The sequence below is a fragment of the Bifidobacterium cebidarum genome (assembly GCF_009193305.1).
GTDB lineage: Bacteria > Actinomycetota > Actinomycetes > Actinomycetales > Bifidobacteriaceae > Bifidobacterium > Bifidobacterium cebidarum.
Window position 1 is genome coordinate 104,072 of record NZ_WBVS01000005.1, and the last position, 13,901, is coordinate 117,972.

Sequence of the window (13,901 nt, forward strand, 5' to 3'; positions counted from 1 at the left end):
TTCCGCTATCGCAGACTCTCAGCGAGCTGGAGTTTCGAATGCTTCACCGTCATTCGTTTACTCTTTACGATACATAACTATACCATTGTTTTGTATATCCCTATACAAAAGCAAGAGGATAATTGTAAAAGATTTGTCAAATATCTGATGCTGTATGCTAACAACTATGGATAAGTCATCGGAGCTCATCGAGGTCAGCATCGGAACCATTGAATTGCTCACCCTCTTGCGAGAACGTGGACCGATGACACGCAGTGAAATCGGCACCGCCACCGGTTGGGCGCGACCCACCGTGAACAGGCGCATCGATGAACTGGCCGCCATTGGCATCGCACAACCGCTCGCCATTCCCAGCGCAACAGGAGGCCGCCCCGCACAAGGTTTTTCGTTCAACGCATCCTGCGCGTATATTCTGTCCATAGACATTGCCACTACGGCCACAGCGATTGCCTTGTGCGACCTTTCCGGGCAGCCAATCAGCACACAGACGATCAACGTCGGCGCGGAGAACGAACCAGAAGATGCTTTGCGCGCGATTAGCTCAATCGCCGACGCCATACTCACCGCAGGATTAGACGATACCGGCAGTACGCACACGCCTCGCTTATACGCAATATCCGTTGCCGTCACCACTCGAGTCGAGACAGTTACCGGCAACATCATTCAAGCTCCGGTGATGCAGCATTGGGAAAACCATCATTTGCGGGAATATTTTGCCGGCCGTTATCATGTCTCCGCCTTTATCGAGAATGACGCCAACGTTCGCGCCCTCTGCAAGGCACACGACCTAGCCACCGATCGCGCGCACATCGTGCCCAATCTGCTGTATGTGCACGCCGGTATGGGACTCGGCGCCGGCATCATCTCCTCTGGCACCATCATGCATGGCACCTGTGGAGCTGCAGGAGACATCGGACACATCCACGTCTTCGGCAGTATTGGCGAGCGCAACCTATGCCGCTGCGGCAATACCGGATGCGTAGAGGCCACCGCCGGAGGATGGGCCATATTGCAGACCCTGCAAGCTCAGGGCAAGCCTGCGCACACTCTGGATGATGTAGTGGAGCTCGCCAACCACGGCGATATTGAAACCATACAACTTATCCGCCAGGCTGGCCGACTGATCGGCGACGTAGTCTCCGCCTGCGTCAATATGCTCAATCCATCATGCATCGTGGTCGGAGGCGAGCTTTCGCACTGCGGCGAACTGTTGATGAATGGCATCCGCGAGCGTGTATGGGCGCGCGCGCAGCCGCTCGCGACCAAATCGTTGCGCATCGAAACCTGCTCCGACGAGGCGCAAGCCGGCATTATCGGGTTGGCGTATGTTGCCATCGACCAGGGATTGACTTCGTTGGATATGCTGCAGAACTTCGCCGATCAACAGAACCAATAGCCCATCATCTCACTCAACGTACGCTGAGCAGCAGTCACCGTACGTTGAGTGAGGTGTTTCTGTCTTGTTATCTGCTAGCAAAATGCATGCAGATTATGCTAGCATTTTGCTAGCACAGACAACGATGTCTTACAACGATTACGGAAAGGGGCTCCACCATGGCAACCATCACTTTGCGCAAAGTACCTGACGAATGCGTGGAAATCTTGAAGAAGGCAGCCAAGAACAATAATCGCTCTATGGAAGCCGAAGCTAAATCAGTGCTGGAAGAGTTCACTGCGCAGTATGCGGCACATAAGATTGTCACTAACGCTGATCTGGTTCAGGAAATGTGGCGTCTGCTGGATGGGCACGGGCTCGACGAGGATGAGGAACTCGTGCCGCCGCGCAATACATATGACACCGAACCACGCCCCGTTGATTTCGGAGACGATGATGATTGTGCTTGATACCAACGTCGTGAGCGAAATCCTCAAAAAGGACAAGAGCGATCACAACGTCATTAACTGGTTTATCCAATTACCTCCGCAAGAGTGCCGCACAACAACGGTTACCGTGGCGGAATTGTTGTATGGACTTGCTCTCAAGCCGGCCGGATGGAAAAGAGACGCATTGTCTCAAACCATTCAGGCATTCATCGCAACCTATAGAAACCGAACCTGGTCATTTAACCAGACAGCCGCAACCCATTATGCGGCAATCGCCGCATCACGCCGGCAAGCCGGACGGCCCATCGGCGTGCAGGATGCCATGATTGCAGCTATCGCACGCTCTCACGGCGCTACAGTCGCAACCCGCAATATCAAGGATTTTGAGGGCACCGGAGTCGAACTCATCAATCCATGGGAGTACGCGCAATAATGTCGCAGCGGAGCCGATAGTTACCCCAGCTGTTCGGAGAGTTCCATCCATTCGGCGGTAAGGTCGTCGGATTCGGAGTTGATGGCGTTGAGCTGCTCGTTGAGCTTGTTGAGGCCCTCGTAGTCGGCGGGATCATGGGCGGCCATCTTCGCTTCAAGGTCACTCTTCTGCTCCTCGAGCTTGGCGAGTTTGCGTTCGATGGCGTTCACGCGCTTGGAAGCCTCATGGAAGGCCTTGCCGGTGAGTTTGGCCGAATCATCAACACTATCCGAGGAGGAAGCCGACTGAGTCGCAGGTTGAGCGAAAGATGCAGCAGTATTGGCGGCAGCCGCCTTGCCCTTGCCGGACTTCGCCGAGCTGCTGCCCGTGCCTGCAAAGCCAGGGTTGTCGGCCGGCAATCCCTTGCCGTTCTTGATGTCCTCGACCATATCGAGGTAATCCTGCACACCGCCGGGCAGATGGCGCACCTTGCCGCCAAGCAGGGCGAACTGCTGGTCGGTGACGCGCTCGAGCAGGTAACGGTCGTGGGAGACCACGATCAGCGTGCCAGGCCAGGTATCGAGCAGATCCTCCATCACGGCGAGCATATCGGTGTCCAGATCGTTGCCGGGCTCGTCCATGATGAGTACGTTGGGCTCATCGAGCAGAATCAGCAGCAGCTGCATACGCCGCTTCTGACCACCGGAGAGGTCACGAATCGGCGTCATCAGCTGGGCGGACTCGAAGCCAAGCCGCTCCATCAACTGGCCCGGCGTCACTTCCTTGCCGTCCACAATGTAGCTCGGCTTATAGCGGGAGAGCACTTCCTTGATCTTGTACTTGCCAAGCTTCTCCAGCTCGTCGAGTCGCTGCGAGAGCACCGCGAACTTCACTGTCTTACCGATGTTCACGTGTCCCGCGGTCGGGGTGAGCGTGCCATCGATGAGCTTCAGCAGCGTGGACTTGCCGGCGCCGTTCGCACCGACGATGCCGAAACGATCGCCCGGTCCGATCAGCCAGGTCACATCGTCGAGAATCTCACGGCCGGACACCGTCACCTTGCGTGCGGCCGAGGTGGCGGCATCGCCATCGGCACCGGATGCAGCAGCATCACCGCCGATGGTCTCGCCACCGGTGTTCATGCGACGCACCTCGCGATCGTCGGCAAGCTGCGGATTGCCACCCTCGGCTTCGGCCTTCTTAAGGGCCTCTTCCGCAGCCTCTACGGCCTCCGGCACACCGGCATCCACCAGGCGCGGGTCGGTCATGTCGGTGACCGCCACCTCGACGGAACCATGCAGCTGCGGTTCGGCATACATGGCGTTGACCACGTCCACGCGGGAGGCGGATGCGGAGAGCGCGGCAACATCCGGGTCGATGTCGGCCATGCCCTGCGGCTTTTCGAAGATCTGCGTCACGTCGACGAGGTCGACCACCTGCTTGCCGAGGCGGGAAGTGGCCATCTGCTTCAGTTCGAGCGTGTTACGCATCGGCGGCACATCGGCGATGAGCTCGCGGGCTGCCTTCACATGGAACTTCTGCTTGGTAGAGCGGGCACGAGCGCCGCGGGAGAGCCATGCGAGCTCCTTGCGCGCCAGATTGCGACGCTTGGTTTCGCGCACGTCGGCCTGGCGGTCGCGTTCCACGCGTTGGAGCATGTATGCGGAATAGCCGCCTTCGAACGGTTCGATCTCGCCATCGTGGACTTCCCACATCGACTCGCAGACCTCGTCCAGGAACCAGCGGTCGTGGGTGACCAGCAGCAACGCGCCCTGGCCCTTCGGCCAGCGGTTCTTCAGGTGTTCGGCAAGCCAGTGGATGGTGACCACGTCGAGGTGGTTGGTGGGCTCGTCGAGCGCGAGGATATCCCAGTCCTTGAGCAGCAGTCGGGCCAAATCGGCACGGCGGCGCTGACCGCCGGACAGAGAGCCGATCTTGGCGTCAAGGCTCATGCCGCCGAGCAGCGCTTCGACGATTTCGCGGGAGGTGTTATCAGAGGCCCATTCGTAATCCGCACGGCCTTCAAGCGCGGCTTCGCGAATAGTGGCGTTGTCATCCAGCGGATCACGCTGGTCGAGCATGCCGAATGTCAGTCCACCGCGCTTCGTCACACGGCCGGAATCGGGCTCCTGCGCGCCACGGAACAGGTGCAACAACGTGGATTTGCCGTCGCCATTGCGGCCGACGATGCCGATACGGTCACCCTCGAAAACACCTTGCGTCACATCCGTGAAGATGGTTTTGGTGGCGAAAGCGAGCGAAACGTGTTCAAGTCCAATATCGTAAGTCGGCATGATTCACCAATGTAGCGGCATGCTTGCCCATCGGCAGTCTCATGCCGCAGACCTACTCAGTCAGCGTCTGCGCATACGAGTTACAGCGGGCCGCGAATCCGGAGAAGACCTGCTCGGCGAGCGGCTGCAGCAGCGGATCATACTGCGCGAACTGTTCACGCAACTGCGACTTCGAGCCGCCGGCATCCTTCAGATCCTTGACCATGCTGGGCTCTTCCAGCCATTCGTCCAGCAGCGAACCGCACACCTCGAGATGAAACTGCAGGCCCAATGCCGATCCGAGGCGGAATGCCTGCACCTTGGTGCCGGCCGAGCGGGCGAGCAGCTCGCCACCTTCCGGCAATCCCACCACATCGTTATGCCAGTGCAGCACGTTCAGCTGTTTATCCCACATGGAGAAGTAGTCGTGCTTTTCCACGCGCTTGATTGGCGCGAAACCGATTTCAGGCGCATCGCCCTTGCGCAGCTGGGCACCCAGCGCCGTAGCGATGATCTGATGACCCAAGCACACACCGAGCACCGGCTTGCCGGAAGCCACAGCGGCCTTGGCAAGCTTGGCCTCGGTTTTGAGCCCGGGATACTTGTCGTAATCAAGCGCGCCCATCGGGCCGCCCATAATCACCACACCTGCAAGTTCGCCAAAATCCGGAAGGTCGGGCTTCTTCTTTTTGGTGATGTTCATCGTCACCGTCTGAATGCCGAGATCCTCAAGGTTCGACAGGATGCGCCCGGGGCGTTCCCATGAAACATGTTGCAAAATGAGCACTTGTGGTGTGACCATGCCTCCCATTGTGGCACGAGCGTTTCCCGTTTGCGTTAATTCCGTGGTGTCGGCTACGTATCGCCCTACATCACCGCGTCCGCATCCAGTCCATATTCGCGGCCGACGCAACCTCCATGTCTGGCTTATTCCCTACGCTTGGAGGCTATGGGAAACAGCCAAGAACCGCATGATTTCAACATTTCCGTTATGCCTTCGAGCCTTACGCCGGTGCACGTGGCCAAGGCTGCCGAGGGCTTGAACCTGTACGACACCGCTTCGCATCAGGTCAGTCATTTCGTGCCGCTGAAGCCCGGCCGCGTGGGCATTTACGTGTGCGGCGCCACGGTGCAGTCCTCCCCGCATATCGGCCATATCCGCGCCGCCGTGGCGTTCGATGTGATTCGTCGCTGGTTCCTGAAGCTCGGCTATCAGGTGACGTTCGTACGCAACGTGACCGACATCGACGACAAGATTCTTGACAAGGCCGCCGCCGCAGGCCAGCGCTGGTGGGCCCGCGCCTACTACTACGAGCGCGAATTCACCGAGGCATACAACACGCTCGGCGTGCTGCCACCTACTGTTGAGCCGCGTGCGACCGGTCACATGTCGGACATGATCAATCTGATTCAGCGCATCATCGACAATGGCCATGGCTATGTGGTACTGGATGACGAAGGCAAGCCCACCGGCAATGTGTACTTCGATGTTGCCTCCTGGCCGCATTATGGCGAGCTGACCCACCAGAAGCAGACCGCCGAGGTGGACGAAGCCGCTGCCGTGGCCGACCGCATGGGCCCGTCCGTGGACGCCACCGGCACCGACAAGTACAACCCGGTCGATCCGGCCGACGCATCCCCCGACAAGCATGACCCGCGCGATTTCGCCCTGTGGAAGGCCCCGAAAGACACCGATCCGGAGGATGCCCGCTGGTCCACGCCGTTCGGCGTCGGCCGCCCGGGATGGCATATCGAATGCTCCGCGATGTCCCACCGCTATTTGGGCGACGGTTTCGACATCCACGGTGGCGGCTTGGACCTGCGCTTCCCGCACCATGAGAACGAGATGGCCCAGACCCGCGCAGCCGGCTACCCGTCCGCGGCCCGTTGGATGCATTCCGCCTGGGTGACCGCCAAGGGCGAGAAGATGTCGAAGTCCCTGGGCACCGGCCTGTCCGTGCCTTCCGTACTGGCCGAGCATTCCGCATGGGTGGTGCGTTACGCTCTCGGTTCCGTGCAGTACCGTTCGATGCTCGAATGGTCCGATCAGGCGCTGGTCGAGGCTCAGGCCGCTTATGACCGTGTTTCGAACTTCATCGAACGCGCTGGCGTGGTGCTCGGCGAGCAGCCGACCCGCGATGAAGTCGTGGCAGTGTCCGCCGATGAACTGCCGGCCGACTTCGTGGCCGCGCTGAACGACGACATCAATGTCTCCGGCGCCACCGCCGCCATTTTCACCGCCATCCGCTCTGGCAATACGCTGCTGTCCAAACTGGCCGACCGCGTGGATTCCGAAGCCGCCAAAGCCGAAGTTCGCGAGACGCTGGTCGCCGTGCGCGCCATGCTCGACACCTTGGGCCTCGACCCGCTGGCCGAGCCGTGGCTCTCCGATGGCGCCGCGGGCGGAGCCGGTGCCGGCGCTGGCGAATCGCCTGAGCACACAGCACTGGAAGCCTTGATTGCCGAGCAGCTTCAGGCTCGCCAGGAGGCCCGCAAAGCCCGCGACTTCGCCAAGGCCGATGCCATCCGCGATGCTCTGAGCGCTGCCGGCATCGCCATCGAAGACGGCCCGCAGGGCTCCACGTGGAGCTTGAAGTAGTTTCCGATGATAACTTGCGGATGTCTCAGTGGTACGTTGTCGTGAAATAAGCGATTTCGAGACAACGTACCACCGGATTTTGCCACAACAGCACGGTACTCTTGCTTCTCATACGGTTGTACCGCGTTTTTTGGCTCAACATGGAAAGCCGCCAAAAAACGAAGTGGTACGTCATCGCAGAATAAGCAATATTGCGATGACGTACCACTCATCATTAGTAAGTCAACCAACAATCAGTCGAAAACAAAGTCGACATCCACGATGTGCAGGCGTTTCGTCAGCGCCTTCTCCAGCGAGCGCTTGCATTCCACCAGATTCGCCACGTCAATGGTTGCGCCGGTGCCGGCCAAATACACATCGACCGTGTAGTTCATGCCGGTTTTGAAAATCAGCGTCTGCTCATATTCGGTATTGGCCGGTAGGTTCCGTTGCGCAGTCGCCTCGACGAACGCGTTGGTCTCGTCGTCGTCATGAATCCCGCCGACCAGTTCGATGAATGCATCCTTGAGCACGCTGAACGGTTCTTTAATGGTCAACGCGACCAGCGCCACGGTGATGAAGAAGTCGCCGGTGTAATGCAGGAAATCCAGCGGACCGCCCGCAGGCAGCACCATCAGGAATACCGCCACCGCACCGATGCCGAACGACATCGCGCCATCGACCAGCGTGCTTTTGCATTCCGCGGTGAGCATGGTGCTCGCGTTGCGGATCGCCCGGTTTTCGCGACGGTAATACATGAACAATCCGAAGCAGATCAGTACGGTCACGACCTCATAGATCACCACCGGCCCGGTGACGATGCGTTCGCCGTCGCCGAGCACGAAGTAGTCGTAGGCCACTTGGCAGACGTCGATCAGCGAATACACCAGCAAGGACATGGTGAAGATGGCCTTGCAGATCGCGTAGATCGGTTCCAACGCGAACATGCCATTGGGAAACCGTTCGGTGGTGCGCACGGTTCGCGTGGAGAGGTATACCGCCACAAGGCCCGAAAGCACGGATATGGCGGTGAAGGAGAAATCAAGGAACATGGCCTTCAGGCCGGTCATAAAGAACACGGCCATACCGGCGGCGACCTGAATGACGTTGACGACAATGCCGACGATCAGGGCTTTGCGTTCGATGGTTTTCGTTTGGGGCATCGGTGGTCCTTCCGTATTGCACGGCATGTCTGCGTTGGCCCGCTACTTCACTGGTCGATCTGGGAGCTTGCTCGTTCCGGTCGGCTCGATTCGCGAGGGCGCACGGCAGTCTGCGTATAGGGCGGTGTCCAAGGATTTTCAAAACTGCGTAAGCATTCCAAAAAACACTGGATTTTTGCCCTTACATGGTACCGGAAACCCCTCGATCAACATGGGGGCATCTGTGCCGTGGGCAGATAGGGGCTGCTCTCGACCCAATTTCCCGCGTGGCGGCTAGACTGTTGCCCATTATGGCAGCTTTTTCTTCTTTAACTGACAGGCTCTCGAATGCGTTCAAGCATCTGAAGAGCAAAGGCAAACTTTCCGAGGCGGACATCGACGGCACTATCCGCGAAATCCGCCGTGCACTGCTCGACGCCGATGTGGCGCTCGAAGTGGTCCGTTCGTTCACCGGCAAGGTGCGCGAACGTGCGCTCGGCACCGAGGTTTCCGAAGCACTCAACCCGGCGCAACAGGTGGTGAAGATCGTCAACGAAGAGCTCACCGATGTGCTCGGCCAAGGCGTGGACCGTCCGCTGAACTTCGCCAAGAATCCACCGACGATTATCATGCTCGCCGGTCTTCAGGGTGCCGGTAAGACCACGCTGGCCGGCAAGCTCGGCTACTGGCTGAAGGATTCCGGGCACACGCCGCTGCTGGTGGCCGCCGATCTGCAGCGTCCGAACGCCGTGACCCAGCTGCAGGTGGTCGGCGAGCGCGCCGGCGTGCCGGTGTACGCACCGGAGAAGGGCGTGCAGTCCGACGGCGGCGAGGCCGTGGCCGCTCCGGGCCAGGTGTCCGGCGACCCGGTGAAGGTGGCCCGCGACTCCATCGCCTTCGCCAAGCAGAAGCTCTACGACACGGTGATCATCGATACCGCAGGCCGCTTGGGCGTGGACGAAGAGCTGATGAAGCAGGCCCGCGATATTCGCGACGCCGTGCAGCCGAACGAGATTCTGTTCGTCATCGATGCGATGATCGGCCAGGATGCCGTCAAGACCGCCAAGGCGTTCGATGAGGGCGTGGACTTCACCGGCGTGGTGCTTTCCAAGCTTGATGGCGACGCCCGCGGCGGTGCGGCACTGTCCGTGGCCTCAGTGACCGGCAAGCCGATCCTGTTCGCCTCCACCGGCGAGGGCCTGAAGAACTTCGAGGTCTTCCACCCGAATCGTATGGCTTCCCGCATCCTCGACATGGGCGACATCATGACCCTGATCGAGCAGGCGCAGAAGCAGTTCGACGAGGAGGAGGCCCGCAAGGCCGCCGAGAAAATCTCCGAAGGTTCCTTCGGCTTGGATGACTTCCTGGATCAGCTGCAGCAGGTGCGCAAGCTCGGTTCGATGAAGTCGCTGCTCGGCATGATTCCGGGCATGGCCCAGCATCGCAAGGAGTTGGAGCAGTTCGACGAGAAGGAGATCGACCGCACTGAGGCGATCATCCGTTCGATGACCCCGGCCGAGCGCCGCGATCCGTCTATTATCAACGGTTCTCGTCGTGCCCGCATCGCCTATGGTTCCGGCGTGACCGTTTCCCAGGTCAACGCGCTGCTGCAGCGCTTCGAGCAGGCCGCGAAGATGATGAAGCGCATGTCGAACCGCGCCGGCATGGGCGGCGGCATTCCCGGCTTCGGCGGTCCGGCCATGGGCGGCGGCAAGAAGAAGGGCAAAGGCAAGAACAAGAAGAAGGGCGGCAGGTCCGGCAACCCGATGAAGCGCGAGGCCGAGGAGAAAGCATTGCGCGATAAGCTGGCCGGCAAGCCCTCCGGCTCCACCGGCGGTTCCGCGTTCGCCAAGAAGCCGCAGAACCCGGCCCTGCCCGCAGGTCTTGAGCAGATGATGAACAATGCCGAGGGCGATGGCATGGAGCTGCCCCCGAACCTTGGCGGCGGTCTCGGCGGTCTGTTCGGTCGCTGACACTGACTGCTTCCGGCTCCCCTCTTATGGAGGGGAGCCTCTTTTTGTACTGCATTACTTCCGTTCTTCACTACTTGAAGGAGTTTGTTCGTGACTACGTTGTTCGCTGTGGTAGTCATTCTCGCATGGCTTTGGCTGGGATTGTCCGCGTTGCCGGCAGGGCTTGAAGCGCACATGCCGATGCCGTATATGATTGCGCTCACGCCGTTTCTGTGGGTTCCGTTGGTGATATTGGCCGGCATGGCGGCATGGCAGCACCATTGGGGAGCCGTCTGTCTGCTGCTGGTCACCGCTCTGATGACCAGCTCCCAGCGCATCAGCTACTGGGGCACCGGTCTCAGGACCAGTGCGCGCCCAGTGCGTGAAACAACACGTGAAACAAATCCCGAGCCTCGTGAAACTTCTCGTGAAACATTGCCGAATCAGTTCTCGGTCATGACGTTGAACTGCCGATACGGCCGCGCGAACGCCGCGAATATCGTGGCCGCCATTCGCGAACGCAATATCGCGGTGCTGGCATTGCAGGAGGTTTCCGACGAACTCATCGCGCGTCTGGATGCCGCGGGAATTGCGGATCTGCTCCCCTACCGTCAATCCGGCGACCCTCAAGACTCGGATAATGGCGGCTACAATGTGCTGTTTTCCCGCTATGAGCCTGCCTCAGCCGTGCCGAATGTGGTTACGATCCCGGCTGCCGATGTACCGGCGCTCACCCTGAAGCTCGCCGCTGATTCCGCGGTCACCGACAATACCGACAGCGACAGCCGCACCGTCACCTTCTGCTCAGCGCATCCGAAGTCGCCGATGCGCGGTTGCGCGGATTGGTCGGCCGGCATTCTGGGACTTGGCGCGATTGCCAAAGCATCTTCCATCGGTGAGCACAACATCGCCGTGGTGATGGGCGACTTGAACTCCGGTACCGATCATCCGAGTTTCCGCGCACTGCTGAAAGCCGGGTTCAAGGACGCCAGCTTGACTCAGGCGACCGGCCCGAACCTCACCTTCCCCCGCTGGGTCAAATGGCCGCGCATCGAGCTGGATCATGTGCTGTTCACGGCCGGTCTCAAGCCGTCTGGCGTGAAAGCGTTTGAGGTCAAAGACACCGACCATCTCGCCCTTGCCGCCACGCTTACCGTGCGCTGATTCATGTGCCGGTCCGTACACCGTCGCAGCCCCTGCCACGAACACCAGCACAGGCGTGTTCCACGTCCGGGGCTCGGCGCTATAATGGGCCAGTTATTCACGCGCGCGTGGCGCCCTCTACACCCCGCACCGTGAGGACACGTGGGTTCCGGCGAGCCGTGCCCCACACAGCACACCGAGAAACCACAAACCTAGCATTTACAAGGAGAGCCATTTTGGCAACCAAGATTCGTCTGAAGCGAATGGGCAAGAAGTTCTACGCCTTCTACCGCGTGGTGGTCGTTGATTCCCGCAAGAAGCGCGACGGTAAGGTCATCGAGGAGATCGGTACCTACAACCCGAACACTCAGCCCTCCACCATCGAGATCAAGTCTGAGCGTGCTCAGTACTGGCTCGGCGTCGGCGCTCAGCCGTCTGAGCCGGTCTTCAAGCTGCTGAACATCACTGGCGACTGGCAGAAGTTCAAGGGCCTCGAAGGTGCCGAAGGCACCCTGAAGACCGTTGAGGCTGGCCCGGACGCCGCTGCTCGCGTTGAGGCTGTGGAGAACGAAGCTCAGAAGCTGAAGGCCGCTAAGTCCGAAGCTGAAGCCAAGGCTAAGGCGGCGTCCTCGGCCGCTGCCGCCGCCGAAGAGGCCCCGGCCGAGGACGCCGCCGCTGAAGAAGCTCCGGCTGAAGCCTGATTCGAGAAAGGCTCGCAATGCTTGCACAGGCTGTGGAACACCTCATCAAGAACATCGTTGATTTTCCGGACGATGTTTCCGTCAAGTCCCATGAGAACGCGCGCGGCGAACTGCTTCGCGTTCGCGTGAATCCGGAGGACATTGGTCGCGTGATTGGCCGTTCCGGCCGCACCGCCAATGCGATTCGCACGGTGATTCAGGCACTGTCCGATCACAAGGTGCGCGTCGATATCATGGACGTCCGTCGATAAGGTAAAGTTCACAGCATGGCACAGCAAGACATGCACGACGACCCTCAGCAGCTTGAGTTGCTGAGGGTCGCTCGTATTGGCAAGGCACAGGGTTTGAAGGGCGAGGTTACCGTCCGCCTGTACACCGACGATCCGGAATGGCGGTTTGAACCAGGCTCCGTGCTCTACGATGCGGACGGCGAGATCGAATACATCGTCGAGAATTCACGCACGTTCAAGGACCGTTGGATCATCAAATTCGAGGGAACCGATGATCGCACCGCCGCCGAGGCATTGAACGGCATTGAACTCTATGGCGAAGCCGATGACCCGGAGGAGATGCTGGAGGCCGACGAATGGTATCCGAAGGACCTCATCGGTCTGGAGGCACGACTGGCCGAAGGCAACGGATTGGGACTGCCCGCCGGCCAGGTGGTCGGCAAGGTGGTCGATGTAGTCGACTCCCCCGCCCAGTCACTGTTGAAGATTCGTCTGACTGAGCCTGTGGTAACCGGACAGAATTCCAAGGGCGAGGATGTGGTCGAGAAGACCGCACTGGTCCCGTTCGTGGAGCAGCTGGTTCCGGAAATCGACCTGGATGAGCAATATCTGACAATCGACCCGCCCGGCGGTCTGATTCCCGGACTGTGAAAAACAGCGCAATAAGTAACGCTGAACGTGGCCCAAGTCACGTTCAGCGTTACTTATTGCGAAGCGACACATATCTCGTGAAAAAGGCACGCTGAGTCACTCTCAGCGTGCCTTTTTCACGGAACAATCAACCGAGCTTGGCCAGTTCCTCGGGGCTGAGCTCCAATTGGTCAGCCTTCAGGGAGTCGAGGATAGTTTCGGGGCGGTGGGCGCCCGGAATCACGAACATGTGGTTGCCCTTGGCGAGCTCCCAAGCCAGCACCACCTGCTGGTAGCTCACACCGTGCGCGGCGGCCACTTCGCGGAATGGATCAAACTTGGACTCGTCATACGGGTGGCGATAGCCGCCGAGCGGGCTCCAGCACACGAAGGCGAGGCCGAGTTTGGCGCAGTAGTCAAGCGTGTCCTGGGTTTCCAGGTGAATCGGCGAATACTGGTTCTGTACAGCCACGAGTTTGTCGCCCAGAATGGAACGGGCGATGTCGATCTGCTCGATGGAGGCATTGGAGACGCCGGCCACGCGGGCCACGCCCTCGTCCACCAGCTGCTTCAACGCCTCGATGGACTCGTTGTACGGCACTTCCGGGTCATGACGGTGCAGGTACAGCAGGTCGATGGTGTCTACGCCGAGCGCCATGGCGGACTGCTTGCCGTATTCGATCAGGTGCTCGGGCTTGCCGTCGCGCGGCCACAACGGCTCACCGTTCTCGCCCCACACACGGCGCAGACCGATCTTGGTGGCCACGGTGACCTCGTTGCGTGGGCCCTTCCACGTGGCGAGCGCCTCACGCACCAGCTTCTCGCCGGTCTGCTCCTCCTCGCCCGGCGTGTAGTAGGCCCATGCGGTATCGATATGGCGGCAGCCTGCATCCAAGGAAGCGTGCAGGGTCTCCAAACCAACCTCATGGCCGCGATTGTTTTCGATGGTCAGCGGCATTTCGCCGTGGCCGATGGCGGTGGTGGAGAACGGACCAAGATTACGGAACAGCGCCATA

General features: G+C 59.9%; 13 protein-coding genes. 9 read left to right on the plus strand and 4 right to left on the minus strand.

Going from position 1 to position 13,901, the window contains the following annotated elements; all coding sequences use genetic code 11:
• The first annotated feature begins 166 nt into the window (after positions 1-166).
• From F7D08_RS06355 to F7D08_RS06365, 3 genes are all read left to right on the plus strand, one after another.
• On the plus strand, positions 167-1,396 hold the full coding sequence (locus tag F7D08_RS06355; protein WP_193316220.1) for an ROK family transcriptional regulator: 1,230 nt from the start codon (positions 167-169) through the stop codon (positions 1,394-1,396).
• A 158-nt stretch (positions 1,397-1,554) separates the two neighbouring features.
• Positions 1,555-1,845, plus strand: coding sequence for a FitA-like ribbon-helix-helix domain-containing protein (locus F7D08_RS06360; protein WP_152209819.1), 291 nt, complete (start codon positions 1,555-1,557; stop codon positions 1,843-1,845).
• Complete coding sequence (locus tag F7D08_RS06365; RefSeq protein WP_152209855.1) at positions 1,832-2,257, plus strand: type II toxin-antitoxin system VapC family toxin; 426 nt, start codon at positions 1,832-1,834, stop codon at positions 2,255-2,257. The genes F7D08_RS06360 and F7D08_RS06365 overlap by 14 nt, the downstream gene beginning before the upstream one ends.
• A 20-nt stretch (positions 2,258-2,277) precedes the next feature.
• On the opposite strand, the gene F7D08_RS06370 is transcribed toward F7D08_RS06365, so the two are convergent.
• Positions 2,278-4,530, minus strand: a complete 2,253-nt coding sequence (locus F7D08_RS06370; RefSeq protein WP_152209820.1) for an ABC-F family ATP-binding cassette domain-containing protein — start codon at positions 4,528-4,530, stop codon at positions 2,278-2,280.
• Between the two features lie 52 nt (positions 4,531-4,582).
• The gene (locus F7D08_RS06375) at positions 4,583-5,311 is read right to left on the minus strand and encodes a type 1 glutamine amidotransferase (protein ID WP_152209821.1); all 729 of its coding nucleotides are present in this window, start codon (positions 5,309-5,311) and stop codon (positions 4,583-4,585) included.
• A 147-nt stretch (positions 5,312-5,458) separates the two neighbouring features.
• Here F7D08_RS06375 and cysS point away from each other — a divergent pair, with 147 nt between their 5' ends.
• The gene (cysS, locus tag F7D08_RS06380; RefSeq protein WP_152209822.1) at positions 5,459-7,108 is read left to right on the plus strand and encodes a cysteine--tRNA ligase; all 1,650 of its coding nucleotides are present in this window, start codon (positions 5,459-5,461) and stop codon (positions 7,106-7,108) included.
• A gap of 233 nt (positions 7,109-7,341) precedes the next feature.
• Here cysS and F7D08_RS06385 read toward each other — a convergent pair whose 3' ends face one another.
• The gene (locus F7D08_RS06385; RefSeq protein WP_152209823.1) at positions 7,342-8,250 is read right to left on the minus strand and encodes a cation transporter; all 909 of its coding nucleotides are present in this window, start codon (positions 8,248-8,250) and stop codon (positions 7,342-7,344) included.
• A gap of 290 nt (positions 8,251-8,540) precedes the next feature.
• Between F7D08_RS06385 and ffh the strand changes: the two genes are divergently transcribed.
• The 5 genes from ffh to rimM all read left to right on the plus strand — a co-directional run bounded on the left by ffh (position 8,541) and on the right by rimM (position 12,906).
• Entirely contained in the window at positions 8,541-10,202 is a 1,662-nt protein-coding gene (ffh, locus tag F7D08_RS06390; RefSeq protein WP_152209824.1) for a signal recognition particle protein, read from the plus strand.
• Between the two features lie 90 nt (positions 10,203-10,292).
• Entirely contained in the window at positions 10,293-11,345 is a 1,053-nt protein-coding gene (locus tag F7D08_RS06395; protein ID WP_193316221.1) for an endonuclease/exonuclease/phosphatase family protein, read from the plus strand.
• A gap of 215 nt (positions 11,346-11,560) precedes the next feature.
• The gene (rpsP, locus tag F7D08_RS06400; protein ID WP_152209825.1) at positions 11,561-12,025 is read left to right on the plus strand and encodes a 30S ribosomal protein S16; all 465 of its coding nucleotides are present in this window, start codon (positions 11,561-11,563) and stop codon (positions 12,023-12,025) included.
• Between the two features lie 17 nt (positions 12,026-12,042).
• Positions 12,043-12,276: an RNA-binding protein gene (locus F7D08_RS06405; RefSeq protein ID WP_033891569.1), complete on the plus strand. Its 234-nt coding sequence runs from the start codon at positions 12,043-12,045 to the stop codon at positions 12,274-12,276.
• Positions 12,277-12,291: 15 nt separating this feature from the next.
• Positions 12,292-12,906: a ribosome maturation factor RimM gene (gene rimM, locus F7D08_RS06410; RefSeq protein ID WP_152209826.1), complete on the plus strand. Its 615-nt coding sequence runs from the start codon at positions 12,292-12,294 to the stop codon at positions 12,904-12,906.
• A 127-nt stretch (positions 12,907-13,033) separates the two neighbouring features.
• Here rimM and F7D08_RS06415 read toward each other — a convergent pair whose 3' ends face one another.
• Positions 13,034-13,900, minus strand: coding sequence for an aldo/keto reductase (locus tag F7D08_RS06415; protein WP_100494623.1), 867 nt, complete (start codon positions 13,898-13,900; stop codon positions 13,034-13,036).
• Between the last annotated feature and the right edge of the window lies 1 nt (position 13,901).